The 16,205-nt window shown below is 66.7% G+C and carries 16 protein-coding genes and 1 pseudogene; 12 read left to right on the top strand and 5 right to left on the bottom strand.

Annotated elements, in window-relative coordinates; genetic code table 11:
* Window positions 1-20 precede the first annotated feature (20 nt).
* From gpmI to ALTAJ2_RS12215, 10 genes and pseudogenes are all read left to right on the top strand, one after another.
* Window positions 21-1,541 (top strand): 2,3-bisphosphoglycerate-independent phosphoglycerate mutase, encoded by a 1,521-nt coding sequence (gpmI, locus tag ALTAJ2_RS12260; protein ID WP_007107860.1) that lies wholly within the window; start codon window positions 21-23, stop codon window positions 1,539-1,541.
* Between the two features lie 122 nt (window positions 1,542-1,663).
* Complete coding sequence (locus ALTAJ2_RS12255) at window positions 1,664-2,077, top strand: hypothetical protein (RefSeq protein WP_007107861.1); 414 nt, start codon at window positions 1,664-1,666, stop codon at window positions 2,075-2,077.
* Window positions 2,078-2,386: 309 nt separating this feature from the next.
* Window positions 2,387-2,695: pseudogene (locus ALTAJ2_RS20110) on the top strand (histidine kinase N-terminal 7TM domain-containing protein); the annotation flags it as partial.
* A 303-nt stretch (window positions 2,696-2,998) separates the two neighbouring features.
* A complete protein-coding gene (locus ALTAJ2_RS12245) occupies window positions 2,999-3,415 on the top strand; it encodes a hypothetical protein (protein ID WP_049899693.1) in 417 nt (138 codons plus the stop codon).
* A gap of 255 nt (window positions 3,416-3,670) precedes the next feature.
* On the top strand, window positions 3,671-6,292 hold the full coding sequence (locus tag ALTAJ2_RS12240; RefSeq protein ID WP_007107863.1) for an alkaline phosphatase PhoX: 2,622 nt from the start codon (window positions 3,671-3,673) through the stop codon (window positions 6,290-6,292).
* 3 nt (window positions 6,293-6,295) lie between these two features.
* Window positions 6,296-7,057 (top strand): hypothetical protein, encoded by a 762-nt coding sequence (locus tag ALTAJ2_RS12235; RefSeq protein WP_007107864.1) that lies wholly within the window; start codon window positions 6,296-6,298, stop codon window positions 7,055-7,057.
* A gap of 102 nt (window positions 7,058-7,159) precedes the next feature.
* Window positions 7,160-8,797: a fibronectin type III domain-containing protein gene (locus ALTAJ2_RS12230; RefSeq protein ID WP_007107865.1), complete on the top strand. Its 1,638-nt coding sequence runs from the start codon at window positions 7,160-7,162 to the stop codon at window positions 8,795-8,797.
* 88 nt (window positions 8,798-8,885) lie between these two features.
* Window positions 8,886-9,893, top strand: coding sequence for a sodium:calcium antiporter (locus ALTAJ2_RS12225; protein WP_007107866.1), 1,008 nt, complete (start codon window positions 8,886-8,888; stop codon window positions 9,891-9,893).
* Window positions 9,894-10,007: 114 nt separating this feature from the next.
* Complete coding sequence (locus tag ALTAJ2_RS12220; RefSeq protein WP_007107867.1) at window positions 10,008-11,300, top strand: O-acetylhomoserine aminocarboxypropyltransferase/cysteine synthase family protein; 1,293 nt, start codon at window positions 10,008-10,010, stop codon at window positions 11,298-11,300.
* A gap of 82 nt (window positions 11,301-11,382) precedes the next feature.
* A complete protein-coding gene (locus ALTAJ2_RS12215) occupies window positions 11,383-11,772 on the top strand; it encodes a DUF7522 family protein (RefSeq protein ID WP_007107868.1) in 390 nt (129 codons plus the stop codon).
* Here the strand turns inward: ALTAJ2_RS12215 and ALTAJ2_RS12210 are convergent.
* On the bottom strand, window positions 11,750-11,929 hold the full coding sequence (locus ALTAJ2_RS12210) for a hypothetical protein (RefSeq protein WP_007107869.1): 180 nt from the start codon (window positions 11,927-11,929) through the stop codon (window positions 11,750-11,752). The two genes, ALTAJ2_RS12215 and ALTAJ2_RS12210, sit on opposite strands and share 23 nt — an antisense overlap.
* A 188-nt stretch (window positions 11,930-12,117) precedes the next feature.
* Between ALTAJ2_RS12210 and ALTAJ2_RS12205 the strand changes: the two genes are divergently transcribed.
* On the top strand, window positions 12,118-12,648 hold the full coding sequence (locus ALTAJ2_RS12205; RefSeq protein ID WP_007107870.1) for a DUF5813 family protein: 531 nt from the start codon (window positions 12,118-12,120) through the stop codon (window positions 12,646-12,648).
* A gap of 298 nt (window positions 12,649-12,946) precedes the next feature.
* Here ALTAJ2_RS12205 and ALTAJ2_RS12200 read toward each other — a convergent pair whose 3' ends face one another.
* The 4 genes from ALTAJ2_RS12200 to tmk all read right to left on the bottom strand — a co-directional run bounded on the left by ALTAJ2_RS12200 (window position 12,947) and on the right by tmk (window position 15,057).
* Window positions 12,947-13,177, bottom strand: coding sequence for an Lrp/AsnC family transcriptional regulator (locus ALTAJ2_RS12200; protein ID WP_007107871.1), 231 nt, complete (start codon window positions 13,175-13,177; stop codon window positions 12,947-12,949).
* Window positions 13,177-13,950 (bottom strand): potassium channel family protein, encoded by a 774-nt coding sequence (locus tag ALTAJ2_RS12195; RefSeq protein WP_007107872.1) that lies wholly within the window; start codon window positions 13,948-13,950, stop codon window positions 13,177-13,179. The genes ALTAJ2_RS12200 and ALTAJ2_RS12195 overlap by 1 nt, the downstream gene beginning before the upstream one ends.
* A gap of 162 nt (window positions 13,951-14,112) precedes the next feature.
* On the bottom strand, window positions 14,113-14,343 hold the full coding sequence (locus tag ALTAJ2_RS12190; RefSeq protein ID WP_007107873.1) for an Lrp/AsnC family transcriptional regulator: 231 nt from the start codon (window positions 14,341-14,343) through the stop codon (window positions 14,113-14,115).
* 108 nt (window positions 14,344-14,451) lie between these two features.
* The gene (gene tmk / locus ALTAJ2_RS12185; RefSeq protein ID WP_007107874.1) at window positions 14,452-15,057 is read right to left on the bottom strand and encodes a dTMP kinase; all 606 of its coding nucleotides are present in this window, start codon (window positions 15,055-15,057) and stop codon (window positions 14,452-14,454) included.
* Between the two features lie 111 nt (window positions 15,058-15,168).
* On the opposite strand from tmk, the gene ALTAJ2_RS12180 reads away from it, so the two are divergent.
* Window positions 15,169-16,089, top strand: a complete 921-nt coding sequence (locus ALTAJ2_RS12180) for a complex I NDUFA9 subunit family protein (RefSeq protein ID WP_007107875.1) — start codon at window positions 15,169-15,171, stop codon at window positions 16,087-16,089.
* Window positions 16,090-16,205 lie beyond the last annotated feature (116 nt).

The following is a 16,205-nucleotide window of genomic DNA, read 5'->3' as shown; positions in this document are numbered from 1 at the left end:
GCGCTGGAAACCGAGTACGTATGGAAGCTGCGCTGATCGTCCTCGACGGCTGGGGGCTCGGTGACGGCGGCAGAGATGCGGTTCAGGCAGCCGATACGCCGGTCTTCGACCGCCTCGCGGACGCGGGAGCGTACGGTCGGCTCGAGGTCGCGGGCCGGCGCGTCGGCCTGCCGGACGGCCAGATGGGCAACAGCGAGGTCGGCCACCTCAACATCGGTGCCGGACGGGTCGTCTATCAGGAGTATACGCGCATCTCGGACTCGATCGCGGACGGCTCCTTCCGGGACAACGACGCGATCAACGCCGCCTTCGATCGGGCCACCGAGAACGACGGGCGCGTGCACTTCGTTGGCCTCGTCAGCGACGGCGGGGTCCACTCGGATCAGGAACACCTGCACGCGCTGATCGAACTGGCGGCCGACCGCGGCGTCGAGGCCGTCACCCACGCGATCACCGACGGCCGCGATACGTCCCCGACCGGCGGCCGGGAGTATCTCTCGACGCTCGAGGACGTCGTCGCCGACCACGGCACCGGCGACGTGGCGACGGTCTCGGGCCGGTACTACGCGATGGATCGCGACCAGAACTGGGACCGGACGAAGCGGGCCTACGACGCCATCGTGGACCGCGCGGCCGAGTGGACCGCCGATACCGCGGTCGATGCGGTCGAGCAGTCATACGACCGCGACAGTACCGACGAGTTCGTCGAACCGACCCTGGTGCGGGACCAGCCCGCACTCGAGGACGGCGACGCGGTCGTCTGGTTCAACTTCCGCTCCGACCGGGCCCGCCAGCTGACCCGGCTGCTCGCCGATATTCGGCCCGAAGACTGGGCCGACGAGTTCGCGACTAGCCCGCCGGACGCCGAGGTCGTGATGATGACCCAGTACGACAAGACGTTCGACCTCCCCGTGGCCTACCCGCCGAACCAGCCCGAGCAGGTGCTCGGCGAGGTACTCGCCGACGCCGGCCGAACGCAGCTTCGGATCGCCGAATCCGAGAAGTACGCCCACGTCACCTACTTCCTCAACGGCGGCCGCGAGGTCGAGTTCGACGGCGAGATCCGAACGATCGTCGAGAGTCCCGACGTGCCGACCTACGACCTGCAACCCGAGATGAGCGCGCCCGCGGTGACCGACACGGCGATCGAGACGATCGAGTCGGACGACCCCGACGTGCTCGTGCTCAACTACGCCAACCCGGACATGGTCGGTCACACCGGCGACTACGAGGCCGCGATCGAGGCCGTCGAAGCCGTCGACGCGCAACTCGGCCGACTCGTCGAGGCGCTCGAGGCCGCCGGCGCGCACGTCCTCATTACGGCGGACCACGGCAACGCCGACGACATGGGGACCGAGGAGAACCCCCACACGGCGCACACGTACAACGAGGTCCCGCTGGTCTATCTGGACCCGACCGGAACCAGCGGCGGCCGGACGGTCCGCGAGGGCGGGACGCTCGCGGACATCGCGCCGACGATCCTCGAGGTGATCGACCTCGAGCAACCGCCGGAGATGACCGGGGAATCGCTGCTCGAGTGAGGTGGAACGCGGCGCCAGCTCCCAGCGGTGAGCGTTCCACGAAGGGGTCATCGGTCTCGAGACCCACTCCGTCCACCTGTATGAAAATATATTGTGCAGTAACAGACAGTTGCTGTACGCTTATGACATCCGGCCCGGTATCGGCAGAGACGACGAGACCGTCACGGGACGAGACGGCACCGCTCGGCATCAAAATCCTCTGCGTCGTTACTGTTCTCCTTGCGGCCAGTACGATATTTTTCGGTCTGGTTCGCGTAATCGTCGGTCTGAGTACCATCAGTACAGCGGGTCTCGGTTCCGCTATCGTCAGGCCGGCGGGGGTAGCTACCATCACCGGTTTGCTGAGTCTCGTCCTCTCGGTCGGACAGATAATCGTCGCGTTCGGTCTCTGGGCTCTCAAACCGTGGGCATGGGCGTGGTCACTCGCCCTGTACGGCCTGATCGGGCTGCATTGGTACGGTCAGGGAAACCTCGTCGTGACCGTGTTGCTCGGCGTGATGGTGTACATCGCCTCGAAAAAGGAATACTATCACTGAGTCCCATACTATCGTCAGTCGAACGGGCCACAACATCGCAGTCGGTGTACTTGCACTCTCGAGTAATATGGGGAGCATTCCGTGGCCGGCGGCCGGGTCGATCCTCTCGGGGATCAGCACGCTCCTCTTGCTCTGGTATCTCCGCGAGCATCGCGGGATCCCGAGCGCCAATTGGTTGCTGCTGACGCTCGTCGCGCAGGCGTGTGGTGTTTCGCCTACAGCGGCGGCTTGCTCGTGTTCGACCCGACGCTTCGCTGGGCATTCGAAGCTCTGACCTGGGTCGCCATCGTCTGAACCGGCGTCCCGTTTCTGGCCTTCGGCCTCTCGTACACCGGCCGCGGGGCCCTCGTCAAGACACCGTGGTTCGGACTGCTTGCGCTCGTCCCCGCGGTGACGACGGTCCTGATCGTCACGAATCCCCTCCACGAACTCGTCTGGACTGGGTTCCGGCTCGAGCCGGTCTTCGGCGCAGCGGCGGTCGCCTACGAACTCAATGCGTGGGCCTTCTTCGCGCTCATGGTCGGGGCCATCTTCGCGGTTTCGGGGACCCTGTTGCTGTTCGATACGGTCGTCAGCTACGGCCCGCTCTACCGGACGGAGGCGCTCGCGGTCGGTCTCAGTACGCTGTCGCCGGGCGTCGCCTTGCTCGTTTGGCTGTTCGAACTCGGTCCGGTCCCCCCAACTCAACCTCTCGGCGGTCCTGTTTTTGCCCCACGTCGCCCTCGACGCCTACGCCTTCGTCGGCGGAGCAGCCGGCCGATGGGACACGAGCCGACCGATCGACGGCTGCGGACGCGGACCGGTCGCAGTGAGTCGCGTCGCGAACCGATCGGAGCGGAACGGACCGGTCTCGAGCGCTATATACACCACATACGAACATTCAAGGAGACAACACGAGAGATGGGACACGACACCTTCGTCATGTCCCAGTCCACTCCCACCCCCGAGACGGACGACTCGGTCGTCGAGGGATATGTCCTCGGCGTCCGGATCGTCGAGAGTGACGCGGGCGACGAGTCCCGCTACCGATTCGAGGCACCGAACCACACCGAAATCGCGTTCGACGATCTCGAGGACGCCCGTCTCTACGCGGACGTCTACTTCGACGTCAACGGCTTCGTCGAGGAGAACACGGGCAGCCGCGGCGTCCCGCCGGAGGTCGTGCAGGCCGGCAAAGACACCCTCGCCGCATACCTCGTGACCTGCCCGTGGGCGGATGTCAACTGGGTCGCCTCGTTCTACGGGACGACGCCGGAAGACATCGAGCGATACTGTACGTGGGTCCGCGACCGCGCCACGGAGGTCCGGTCGCAAGTCGCAGAACGCGACCTCGAGTAGGCCGCGACGCGTCGACTCGCTCTCGAACCGCCCGCACTTTTCTCGACGACCGATCGGCCGGAGACGCGTTTCGAATCGGGCTGGGGGATCGTCGTGTCGCCGTCGTCCCGGTCCGTTTGAAGGGGCAACGTCTGTGTATGTATCGCACATATCGTTCGTTTTTCTAGGAGCCCTCGATACCCCTCTAACCCCAATATTCTTCTCGATATACGTATTATAAAATATAACTTCGTGGCGGTAGCTTGAACCGATCGCATGGATGAATTCACCAGGCGGAAGCTGATGGCATCGTCGGCGGCGGCCGCGATCGGGATAGGAGCGCTCGGGACGGCGAGTGCGGCGGACACCGACACGCCAGGGGCACCGACGGTACGTGGGGATCTCAAACGGCTCGCGACCACGGCTCGCGGGGCCGAGGTCACCGGCCCGTTCGTGTTCGAGAACGGCGAAGTGCTGTTCAGCCTCCAGCACCCGAGCCGGGACAATCCGTCGCCCTACGACACGGCCGCGGTCGGCGTTCTCGACGGTCATCGGTTCGACTTCAACGGCCAAAACGACGAGTTCGACGAACTCGAGGCCCCGCGGTCGAAGGCGGCACAGGGACGCGTTCAGGTGGCCGGCGGCGAGTACGACATTCTCGTCCAGGAGGGCGATCCGATCGACGGCGGCGACGCGAAGTGGGGCCACCCCGAGACGCCCGACGGGACCGATATCGCCGAGTTCGCCGGGAGCCGATACGGCGACGTCGGCACCAACCCGGACATGAACTTCTTCGTCCCGACCGACGACGAGGGACTCGAGGGGTACCTGTTCACCAATAACGAGACGAGCCCCGGAAGCATCACGCGCACGCCGCTCAGCCGCGGTGCGGACGGCTGGACCGCCGACCACGAGGCCGCGATGAACCTCGAGAACCAACCGGCGTTCCGCGAACTCGGCGGCACGCGGATCAACTGTTACGGCGATCTGAGCCCTTGGGAGACGCCGATGTCCTCGGAGGAGGATTACAGCCACCCGCGCGTGTCGGGGTCGGCGACGGTCAGCGACATGGTCGACGCGGAAAGCGGCGTCGGGCTCCGCGGTGGGGCGGCGTTCTGGAACCGGCCGAACCCGACCGCGATCGAGGGCGCACTCGACGACCTGTTCGAGGAGAGTTGGTACCCGCAGGGGACGTGGGCCCTGGGCGGCGTCGAGATGCAGGCCTACTACCTCGGCGCGGAGCCGGTCGATCAGGACGGCACCACAAACACGACGGAGCCGGTCGGCGATGGGTATCCCAACCGCTATCGGTACGGCCATATCGTCGAGATCACCGAGCCGACCAGCGAGGAGCCGATCCCGGTCAAACACTACGTCATGGGCCGGGCCGCCTTCGAGTGTCCCGAGTTCATGCCCGACGAGCGGACCGTCTACCTCGCCTCCGACGGCTCGAGCAAGGGGCTCTACAAGTTCGTCGCCGAGGAGCCGATCCCGAGCTACGACGACCGGATGGACGTCCGCGGGACCCTGTACGCCGCCCGCGTCACGAACGACGACGCCGCAGCGAACGAGCCGCCGGCCGAGGTCGACCTCGAGATCGAGTGGCTGGCACTCGGCACCGCGAGCAACGCCGAGGTCGCGTCCTGGATCGCCGACTACGACGACGTGACGCAGATCGATTACCTCGAGACCCACGCCGAAACCGACTGGCAGGCGGACCTCGAGACCGCACTGGCGGAGGCCGACGAGGAAGTCGCGATCAACGGCAATCGGGACTACATCACCGACGCGGAGATCCTCGAGTGGGCGACGCAGTACGAGGAGCGCGGTCCCGACGGCGTCGACGAGGAGCTGCGCCGGGTCCCGTTCCTCGAGACGCGCGCCGCGGCGAAGGAGATCGGTGCCAGCATCGAGTTCCGCAAGGCGGAGGGGATCGACTCGCTCGACGACGCCAAGCCGGGCGATTTCCTCTACGTCGGCATTTCGGAACTCAACGACGGGATGGCCGACGACGAGGGTGCTGTCCGAATGGAGCGGGTCGACGGCGGCGTCGTCTACCGCGCCGAACTCGAGTCCGACTACGACATCTCGACGCTCGAGCCGGTGGTCGTCGGCCCCGACGCGACCGACCGCGAATCGATCGTCGACGCCGCACCGATCAACGTGGACAACGTGTTGGTCCTCAAGGACGGTCGGGTCCTCCTCTGTGAGGATAAGGGCAACTTCGGCCGGTCGTACACCAACGACGCGCTGTGGGTCTACGAACCGCCGACGTCGCTGCACGTGGACTCCGTCGCGGTCAGTCAGGAGGCGACCGGCGAAGCCGAACTGACGCTCTCGTCGGTTCCGGACGGCCTCGCCGGCGGGCACACCTCCGTCACCCTCGAGCACACCGACGTCGCCGAGATCACGGGCGCGAGCTATCACGACGCGCTCGAACTCACCACGGATCCGACGATCAGCGACGACGGATCGACGGTCGAGTTCCAGTTCGCCGACATCGAAGACGAGATCGAACCCGGCGCGATGGATGTCACGCTGGCGACCGTCGAGATCGAGGGCGTCGGTAGCGGGACGACCGACATCGTGACCGACGTACAAGCCTTGGACGACGACGAGGGCACCGCGATCGAAGCCCACCCGCGGCCCGGCGTGGTCGTCACTGGCCCGCCGCCGATCGGCGGTGGCGGCACCGGCGGCGGGGCACCGACCGACCCCGACGGCGACGGGCGCTTCGAGGACCTCAACGGGAACGGGCGGCTGGACTACGACGACGTGACCCTCCTCTTCGAACACATCGAGGACGACTCGGTCACGCTCAACGCCGACGCCTACGACTTCAACGACAACGGTCGCATCGACTACGACGACATCGACGAACTGTACGACGAGCAGTGACCGATGGACCGCTACGACGCCGATTCGGAACCCGTGGCGCGAACGCGGACGAACGAGGTGGATCGCCGGGGGCGACCGTGGCGGCGGACGATCGTCGCGGTCGTCGTCGCCCTCGCGGTCGGTGCGGCGGCCAGCCCGGGGATCGCGGTGGCAACTGCGGGCGGCGGATCGACCCTCGTGACTGGGGCCACGACCACCTCGGCGGCCGACAGCAGCCTCGTCGTCGCTGACGCGACCGTCGAACCCGGGGGGACCGCGACCCATCGCCTCGCGCTCACCGACGCCCCGAACGGGCTCGCCGGCTTCGAGATCACCCTCGAGCTATCGACCGACGGCGCGACGATCTCGAACGCCAGCTACCCCGACACGTACGGGAAGACGTCGGACCCGATCGTGAGCGACGACGGGCAGTCGGTGACCGTCGAGGCCGCCGATCTCACCGATGCGGTGACGCCCGGTGCCACCGACGTCACGCTCGCGACGGTCGCAGTGACCGGGCCGGATACCGGTTCGACGACCCTCGAGATAACGGACCTGCAGATCGACGCCGACGGCGGGTCCCGCATCGAACCGGCGCTCGAGGCGGGGACGCTCACCGTCGACGACGGGACGGCGGACTCCCCATCAGCGACCGCGGGGGGTGGCGGCACCGGCGCCGGTGACTCGGATGACGACTCGAGTTCGGACTCGGTTCCCGGTTTCGCGGGCGGGACCGCACTCGTCGCGCTCGCCGCCGTTGTGGCCCTGCTCGCACGGGCCCGCTAACCGTCCGGCGCGGTCGGGACGCCGCGGTTTTCGACGTACTCGTTCGATTCAGTCTCAGTCCATGGCAACGTTATTACTACGTGAGTTTGAACGAAATTCCGCATGCGAACTGCTATTGATTCAGCCGACGTTCGAACGGGATCGTGGACGTGTCTCGTCGCCGTCCTCGTACTGACCGCTGCAGTCGTCCCCGCCATGGGAACTGCGACGGCTGCGGCGGCGACCGACTCGGCGACTGAAGGAGCGCCGTCGGTCGATACCACCTGGGCCGACGTGCTCAACGATTCCGCCGTCATCGTCGCTGGGAACCTCACCGCTCTCGGCGACGCGACGAACGCGACCGTCCGATTCGAATACCGCCAAAACGACTCGAGCGACGCGTGGTCGACCACAGCGGCCGAATCGACGGGCTCGACGGGCGCGTTCAGGGCGGATCTGACCGGTCTCGAGCCCGGCACGGTGTACGCGTACCGCGCCGTCGCGGAGACGGCGGTGGGCGTCGACCGCGGTGAAGCCCGAACGATCGAAACCCCGGCCGATCGACCGGAAGCGACGACGACGGGTGCGACGGCCGTCGGGGAAACCGAGGCGACGCTCGGCACGAACGTGACCGATCTCGGCGGCGAGCCGTCAGCCGAGGTGTGGTTCTCGTACAGTCCGACCGCCGACTCCGAACCGCTCTCGGAGTGGACCGAGACGCCGACGCGGACGGTCAACGCGACCGGCCCAGCAACCCGGCAGGTGACCGGTCTCGAGCCCGGAACCGAGTACGAGTTCACGTCGCACGTACGGACTGACCGGGAACACGGGCTGTCGACCGGGTACGAGCGGTTCACGACGGCGTCTCGATTCGCCGTCGAGACCGGGACGGCGACGGACGTGACGGAAACGAACGCGACCCTGACCGGTGAGATCGTCGCCGTCGGCGACGCGGCCACGGCGACCGCCCGGTTCGAGTACCGACGACTCGGTACCACCGACTGGATGACGACCGAGGCGGTCGACAGCGGTTCCGCGGGCCGAGTCAGGACGACCGTCGACGGCCTCGAGCCAGGAACGAACTACGAGTTCCGCATCGTCGGCGAGGCGGCCGACGGCGATTCGGCCGTCGGTGCGATCGAAACGGTCGAGACGGTCGCCGATCCCGTCGTCGAGACCGGCAGCGTCGTCAGCGTTGGCGAGGAATCGGCGACGGTCGCCGGCGAGCTGGTCGCTCTCGGCGGTGCCGACGCGGCGACAGTCGCCATCCAGTATCGCAACGCAGGCGCGAGTACGTGGCACGAGACCGACGGCGAGACGCTGCCCGCTTCCGGGACGTTCGACGCCTCGCTCACTGGCCTCGCGTCCGGGACCGACTACGAGTACCGCGCCGTCGTCCGCGCCGACGGCGTCACCGAGACGGGAGCGACGGCGACGCTGACCACCGACGCCGCGACCCACGAGCCGACCGTCGACGCGCTCTCGGGGAGCGATAATAGTTCGCCGAACCCACACGCTGACCTCGCCGTCGACTGGCAGGTCAGCGACGCGGACGGGGATCTCTCGTCGGTCGCCGTCACGATCCGTGACGGGAACGGGCGAGTCGTCGCCAGCGAGACGGCGTCCGTCGCCGGAGAGTCCGCCGACGGGTCGCTCACCGAGACGGTGAAACACGGTGCCGGCACCGAGTACGACGTGGCCCTCACGGTGACCGACGAAACCGGAGCTACCGCCATGGACCGAACGACGATCGCGGCGTAACGGCCTCACGGGAACGCGGACCGTCGCCCGGGACGCGACCCGGACTTCTGTCGGGCGTTTTATTCGATCCCCGTGAGAACGGGCGGTCGTGCTCGAGGTCCTCACGCTGCTTCTCATGGCAGCCATCGGAACGGGAATCGTCTGGAACGGGAGTTCCTGGCTCGAGGAGTCGGCGAACGGACTCGCGGTCGCGTACGGGCTGCCGGCGGTCGTACAGGGTGCCGTGATCGCCGCCGTGGGCTCGAGTGCTCCGGAACTGGCGAGCGTGTTGCTCGCGACGCTGCTACACCAGGAGTTCGAACTCGGCGTGGGTTCGATCGTCGGCTCGGCGACGTTCAACCTCCTCGTGATTCCCGGGCTCGCGGTACTCGTCGGCGGCGGGATCGATACGACGCGCGAACTGGTCTACAAGGAGTCGCTGTTTTACATGCTCGCGGTCGCATCGTTGCTGTTGACGTTCTCGCTCGCGGTGATCTACAATCCTGCCGATCCGGTCGGCGTCCGCATCGGGGGGGAGGTCTCGCGGCCGCTCGCCCTATTCCCCATCGCGCTGTACGGCCTCTACCTGTTCACGCAGTACCTCGACGCCGCCGACGCCGACGAGACGGCCGATACGTCGATCGCGCTCGCCCGGACGTGGGGTCGGTTCATCGCCGGGCTGGTGCTCATCGTCGTCGGCGTCGAGGCGCTCGTCCGATCGGCGATCGGCCTCGGCGACGCCTTCGGAACGCCGTCGTTCCTCTGGGGAATGACCGTCGTCGCCGCCGGCTCGAGCCTGCCCGATACGTTCGTCAGTCTGACGGCCGCGCGGGCCGATCGGCCGACGGTGACGCTGGCGAACGTCCTCGGAAGCAACACTTTCGACCTGCTCGTCGCCGTCCCGGTCGGCGTCCTCGTGGCCGGCTCGCTGCCGATCAACTTCGCCCACATCGTCCCGATGATGGGCTTTCTCGTCCTGGCGACCGTCTCGTTCTTCGCGATTTCCCGAACCGGAATGGCGCTTTCCCGACGCGAAGCGTGGGTGTTGCTGGGACTGTACGCGGCGTTCGTCTGCTGGCTGTTGCTCGAGAGCCTCGGCCTCGTCAGCGTCCTCTAGGGGTTGGGACGCGCTTCCAGCCACTTCCGACGCAAGTCGTCTCAGGTTGAACTAACGACTGCGTCGTATATGTTCGTCTAGTAGTTTTACGGTACACCGTTTCATACCCCCTGTATGAGCGACGATCCGGATTCGCACGGGAATCAGTTCGCCACGAACAGCATCCACGCCGGGCAGGACCCCGATTCGGCAACGGGGGCTCGCGCGCCGCCCCTGTATCAAACCACCTCCTACGAGTTCGAGGACACCGACCACGCAGCCGCCCTGTTCGGCCTCGAGGAGACGGGGAACATCTACTCGCGGATCATGAACCCGACGAACGCGATGTTAGAGGAGCGCATCGCGACGCTCGAGGGGGGCGTCGGAGCGCTCGCCACCTCGTCAGGGATGGCCGCGTTCGACCTCGCGACGTTCATCCTCGCGGAGGCCGGCGACAACATCGTCTCCTCGTCGTCGCTGTACGGCGGCACCTACACCTACCTCACACACACCGTCGAGAAGCGCGGCATCGAGACCACGTTCGTCGACACGCTCGACTACGAGGCCTACGCCGAGGCCATCGACGACGACACCGCCTTCGTCCACCTCGAGACGATCGGCAACCCCGCGCTCGTGACGCCGGATATCGAGCGAATCGCCGACATCGCCCACGACCGCGACGTGCCGCTGTTCGTCGACAACACCTTCGCGACGCCGTATCTCTGCCGGCCCCTCGACCACGGCGCGGATCTGGTCTGGAACTCCACGACGAAGTGGCTCCACGGCGCGGGCTCGACCGTCGGCGGGATCTTAGTCGACGGCGGTTCCTTCCCCTGGGAGGACGGCGACTACCCCGAGATCACCGAACCGAACCCGGCCTATCACGGCATCAACTTCCGCGAGACGTTCGGCGACATGGCGTTCGCCGTCGTCGCGCGCACCCGCGGCCTGCGGGATCTGGGCAACCAGCAGGCACCCTTCGACGCCTGGGTCACCCTCCAGAAACTCGAGTCGCTGCCGCTGCGAATGGACAAACACTGCGAGAACGCCATGGCCGTGGCCGAGTACCTCGACGACCACCCGAAGGTGGCGTGGGTCAACTACCCCGGCCTCGAGAGCCACGAGACCCACGAGAACGCACGGGAGTACCTCGACGGCGGCTATGGCGGCATGATCACCTTCGGACTCGAGGGCGGCTACGACGCCGCGGAGACGGTCTGTAACGAGGTCTCCCTCGCGAGCCTGCTGGCGAACGTCGGCGACGCGAAGACGCTGATCATCCACCCCGCGAGCACGACCCACCAGCAACTCACCGAGGAGGAGAAACTGGCCAGCGGCGTCACCGACGACCTCGTGCGCCTCTCGGTGGGGATCGAGGACATCGACGATGTGATCGCGGACCTCGATCGCGCGATCGAACAGGCCTGAGCGATCGCCGCCCGCGGTCGGCGTTTTCACCACGCCGTGACTAGCCCCCGCGGTTAAGGGATCGGCGTTCGACCGATCCGATATGGCAACCGGGATACTCACGGACGAGACGGCGGACCGGATCGTCACCACCTGTCGGACCGCTATCGGCGACAGCCTCCGGTCGGTCACGTACTTTACGCGCGACGACTACGAACAGGTCTACCTCCGCGAGGACTTGGAACGGGACGCCGACCTCTCGACGTTCATCGGACACGAGTGGCGCGGCTTCAAAACCACGCAGACCGCCTACGAGGGGTCGGAACTCGGCGCGTACGACTACACGATCCGGGTCTTCGAGAACGGGTTCCTGATCCGCGTGACCAACGACAGCGAGGGCGTGTTCGTCACCACCGACGGGTTGACCGTCAAGGACTTCGAAGAAGTCGCGACGGCGCTCGACGCGTTCCTCAGCGATCGGGAACTGTCGTAACGGGGTCGTCGCTCGAGCCGTCACCGTCGGCCGCGTTTCGCTCGCCCTCCTCGTCGGCAGCCGCCTCACCGATCGGCAATCCGGACCCGTGGGCGCCGTCCGTTCCGAGGAGGCGAGCGAAGCGACGACGTTCCGCGGCGTGTCTGTCGAGTCTCATGCCACCGATAGAGGAGCGGTCCCCTTGTAGTAATGCGGGCCGTGTCCGGTCGAAACGCGACACTTCCCTCGCGAAACGATCCCGACGTGGTCCCGCGAACTCGACCGGGTAACGGCGCCATACGCGTCGAGCGACGCGGCGTCGGCACAGCGTAACACCCTTTTTCGCCACGCCCGTGGATGTCTCCAATGACCGACCGTCAGACCCCCATCGCCAGCGAACTCGAGTCCCACGACGCGTTCGACCGCACCGACGACGGCTACGACCTCGCGACGACCGTCTTCGAGACGACGATCACGGCCGACGACGCGGAGGGAGAACGCGATGGCCGGTTTGCGATCACCGTCGTCCTCCCCACCCTCGACGCCGCCGTGGCGGACGAGGTCGTCGCAGACCCGGTCGAGGACGGCTGGTTCGAAACGCTCGAGCGACGGCTCGCGGACGTCTTCACCGTCGCCCACACGAGTACTCACGACGAGCCGGTCGTCGAACGCGACACCACCGAGGTGCGCGTTCATCTCGAGTACACCGCCTGGGACGCTACCGACGGCGTCGAGGACGCCAAGGCCCTCATCGAGTTCGTCGAGGGCACCTTCGCACAAGGGATCATCCCCGGCTACGAGTATCAGGGCGAAGCGGCGACGCTGCTCGAGAACGCCCAGAACAGGGGCCAGCAGGCCGCGGACGGCGACGGAACTAGCGGCGGGATGCCGATGTAGGCCACTGCTTGTGGATCAGGATCGTCTGCTGTGGCCGGGAGTGTGGCTCGAGCGACAGCGAGAGCCACACGACTCGGGGGAGGGCAGGCGCTTACCCGACACTCACCGCGAGCAACCGAAGGGAGCGAGCGGGCCGACGACTGATGTGGAGTGCGCGGCGCTACGCGCCGCGAATAGGCGAACGGCGGAGCCGTGAGCCGAGTGACGCGACGCGTCACGGAACGGAAGGAGGAGTGCTTTTAATCGAATTTTTGCCGAGGGCGCGCCTTCGGCGCGCCCGCAGCGCAAAACTTCGTCTCTAGTCCATCGCGATGTACGTCTGCGTGTCCTCGACGCCCTCGATCGACTGGACGTGGGTGGCCGCGATCTCCTTGACTTCGGCAGGTGTCTCGACGATCGCTTTCGCGATGAGGTCGACATCGCCGGCCACGATGTGAGCCGACCGAACGCCGTCGATCGATTCGATACTGTCTCTGAGCCGATCCGCCTCGCCCGTGTTCGCCTTGATCATGACGAACGCTGTGACCATCAGTTGACACCTCCGGTGTCGGAGTCGCTCTCCGAATCGCGCTCCGGCTCCGTCTCGAGCAGTTCCGTGGCCGCCGAACTCGAACCCGTGCCCGCGTTCGCGGCCGCGAGCGCCGCCGTCTCGCCGACCAACAGCTGGCGGACGTCGCTCAGGACGTCGAAGTCCGCGAGGACGACGAGCCGGTCGCCGTCCTCGAGCGAGAGGTCCTCGGTGGGGATCTCGAGGGGAGCCTCGCCCTTGCCGAAGGCGAGGACGGTGGCGTCGGCGGGCAGGTGCAACTCGCTGATCGTGTACCCGTTGACGGGAGCCGCGTCGGTGATCGTGAGTTCGACGACCTGCAGATGCGGTGCGATATCGGCGATCGCGCGGATCGTCCCGCCGAGCAGGGCGTTTTTCGCGCCGATCGCCCCGAGCCGTTCGGGATAGATGATCTCGTCGACCTGGTCGGCGTACTTGCGATAGATCCCCTCGCGGTAGGCCTCGTCGATCCGCATGACGGTCCGACACTCGTAGTGGTTCCCGATCATGCAGGCGGTGAAGTTGACGTTGAGGTCGCCGGTCAGCGCCCCGAGAGCGTCGGCCGCCGTGATGTCAGCCTCCTCGAGGACGGCTTCCCGGGAGCCGTCACCGTCGACGACGGCAAACCCCTGATCGCGGGCGCGCCTGCGCGTCGGCTCGTCGCGTTCGACCATCGTCACCTCGTGGCCCTCGTCACGCAAGACGCGTGCTGTGCGCAGACCGACCCGTCCAGCCCCGATAATCACGAACCGCATGCACAGGGGTACGCCGGCCCCGGTGAATAAGTTTGTCCCCAGCTACCATAGGGCGTGTTCGGCCGAGCCGAGCGACTCGAGCGGGGGCGTGTGACGGCGAGTCGGATTCGGTCGCCGTGCCGACGGCCGCGAGATCCGTTCCGCAGGGTCGGTCGCTGACCCCTACCCCATCGCGATGTACGTTTTCGTGTCAGTGACGCCGCCGAGACCCTGAATGCTCGAGGAAACGGTCTGCAACACGTCGTAGACCTCCGGCGCGTCGGCCTCCGCGATGATGTCGTAGTTGCCCGCGACGATGTGGGCGTCGGCGACCGACTCGAGGTCGGCGATCTCCGCGAGCAGCCCCTCGGACTTTCCGGCGGCCGTCTTCACCATGATGAACGCGTGGACCATCGGCGGTGTGGTACACCCTATCACGACTAAAGCCTTTGCCCAACTCGAGCAACGACAGTCGAATCGAAAACGCGGGTGGTCAAGACGGTGAGCGGCCGAACGAGGCGATTATTCGAACGATTCTACTGCCGCTGTGAGCGCGTCCGTCACGTCCTCGAGCACCGCGTCCGGCGACTGCGTCGCGTCGACCCGAACGAAGCGGTCGGGGTCGCGCTCGATCAGTCGCTCGTAGTTCTCGCGGACCGACTCGAGATACGCCGCTCGCTCGAACTTGTTCGTCGTCCCCGCTCGCTCGGCGGCGGTCTCGGAATCGAGATCGAGGTAGATCGTCAGCCCCGGGTCGATCGAGAACGGCCGGTGGATGTCGACGACGTACTCGAGCGGATCGTCGAGGGCGTGGCCGTCGGCCGCCGCGAGCGTCGCGCCCTGATAGGCGAACCGGGAGTCCGAGTAGCGATCGGAGATCACGAGATCACCGCGCTCGAGGGCGGGTTCGATCACCCGCGAGAGGTGTGCGGCGTGATCGGCGGTGTAGAGGAACAGTTCCGCCAGCGGGTCGGCGTCGTCGTCCTCGATCGAGCGGTAGACGGCGTCGCCGTACCAGGAATCGTCCGTGGGCTCGCGCGTGAACACGGCGTCGGAGAACCGGTCCTGCAGGGACTCCCAGACCGTCGTCTTGCCGCTGCCGTCCAGTCCCTCGAGCGTGACCAGCATGGTCCCACCTCGTGGAGAGCGCTATTTAGATGTAGCACAATCGGCCCGGCCCCGCACTGCCTTACCACGTAGCCGCCCACCTATTTATCGCTACAGGGTCATATCCCTCGTATGAACGTTCTCGTTGCCGGCGGCAGCGGCTTCATCGGGACGACCCTGTGTGCGGAACTGGTCGAGCGCGGCCACGCGGTGACGGCGCTCTCTCGCTCCCCGGACGACGCGGGACTCCCCGACGGCGTCGCGTCGGCGGTCGGCGACATCAGCGCCTACGAGTCGATCGCCGACACGGTGGCGGACCACGACGCCGTCGTCAACCTCGTCTCGCTCTCGCCGCTCTACGAACCTCGCGGCGGGCCGAGCCACGAGGCGGTCCACCTCGGGGGCACCGAGAACCTCGTTCGTGCCGCCGACGCCGGCGGCGTCTCTCGGTTCCTCCAGATGAGCGCGCTCGGTGCCGACCCGAACGGTGACACGGCGTACATCCGCGCCAAGGGACGGGCCGAGGCGGTGGTCAGGGGGTCCGGACTCGAGTGGACGATCGTCCGCCCGTCGGTCGTCTTCGGCGACGGCGGCGAGTTCGTCGAGTTCACGAAAACACTGACGACGCCGTACGTGACGGGGTTACCCGGCGGCGGGAAGACGCGCTTCCAGCCGATCTGGGTCGGCGATCTCGTCCCCATGCTGGCCGACGTGCTCGAGGACGACGCTCACGTCGGCGAAACCTACGAGCTCGCCGGGCCACAGATCACCACGCTCGCGGACGTCACGAAACTGGTCTACGCGGCCGAGGGGAAAGCCGTCACGATCGTCCCGATCCCGATGGGGCTTGCGAAGGTCGGCCTCTCGGCGGTCGACTCGCTGCCGTTCGTCCCGTTCGGCCCCGATCAGGCCCGCTCGCTCGAGTTCGACAACACGGTTGCGGACAACGACGTGACCGCGTTCGGCCGCGATCCGGCGGATCTGCGAACGCTCGGTTCGTATCTCGGCCTCGACGGAACCGATCACCGCCGGACACGGTCGGAGACGGCGTGAGTTCGCTGCTCGCTCTTACGGTCGGCCGAGACGAATGTTCGGACGGAATATAATTGTGGCTAATCGGTACCGACCGAGTAAGATTTGTTTACTGGAGGATAAAACCGGCGCGTAAC

Origin of the sequence: Natrinema altunense, assembly GCF_000731985.1 — an archaeon.
Taxonomy (GTDB): Archaea; Halobacteriota; Halobacteria; order Halobacteriales; family Natrialbaceae; genus Natrinema; species Natrinema altunense.
Note: the sequence above shows the minus strand (reverse complement) of the source record. Positions and strands in the feature narration are given on the sequence as shown.

Coding starts and splice junctions, on each gene's coding strand:
- gpmI (WP_007107860.1), top strand. CDS start 21: ATGGAAGCTGCGCTGATCGTCCTCGACGGCTGGGGGCTCGGTGACGGC.
- ALTAJ2_RS12255 (WP_007107861.1), top strand. CDS start 1,664: ATGACATCCGGCCCGGTATCGGCAGAGACGACGAGACCGTCACGGGAC.
- ALTAJ2_RS12245 (WP_049899693.1), top strand. CDS start 2,999: ATGTCCCAGTCCACTCCCACCCCCGAGACGGACGACTCGGTCGTCGAG.
- ALTAJ2_RS12240 (WP_007107863.1), top strand. CDS start 3,671: ATGGATGAATTCACCAGGCGGAAGCTGATGGCATCGTCGGCGGCGGCC.
- ALTAJ2_RS12235 (WP_007107864.1), top strand. CDS start 6,296: ATGGACCGCTACGACGCCGATTCGGAACCCGTGGCGCGAACGCGGACG.
- ALTAJ2_RS12230 (WP_007107865.1), top strand. CDS start 7,160: ATGCGAACTGCTATTGATTCAGCCGACGTTCGAACGGGATCGTGGACG.
- ALTAJ2_RS12220 (WP_007107867.1), top strand. CDS start 10,008: ATGAGCGACGATCCGGATTCGCACGGGAATCAGTTCGCCACGAACAGC.
- ALTAJ2_RS12215 (WP_007107868.1), top strand. CDS start 11,383: ATGGCAACCGGGATACTCACGGACGAGACGGCGGACCGGATCGTCACC.
- ALTAJ2_RS12210 (WP_007107869.1), bottom strand. CDS start 11,929: ATGAGACTCGACAGACACGCCGCGGAACGTCGTCGCTTCGCTCGCCTC.
- ALTAJ2_RS12205 (WP_007107870.1), top strand. CDS start 12,118: ATGACCGACCGTCAGACCCCCATCGCCAGCGAACTCGAGTCCCACGAC.
- ALTAJ2_RS12200 (WP_007107871.1), bottom strand. CDS start 13,177: ATGGTCACAGCGTTCGTCATGATCAAGGCGAACACGGGCGAGGCGGAT.
- ALTAJ2_RS12195 (WP_007107872.1), bottom strand. CDS start 13,950: ATGCGGTTCGTGATTATCGGGGCTGGACGGGTCGGTCTGCGCACAGCA.
- ALTAJ2_RS12190 (WP_007107873.1), bottom strand. CDS start 14,343: ATGGTCCACGCGTTCATCATGGTGAAGACGGCCGCCGGAAAGTCCGAG.
- tmk (WP_007107874.1), bottom strand. CDS start 15,057: ATGCTGGTCACGCTCGAGGGACTGGACGGCAGCGGCAAGACGACGGTC.
- ALTAJ2_RS12180 (WP_007107875.1), top strand. CDS start 15,169: ATGAACGTTCTCGTTGCCGGCGGCAGCGGCTTCATCGGGACGACCCTG.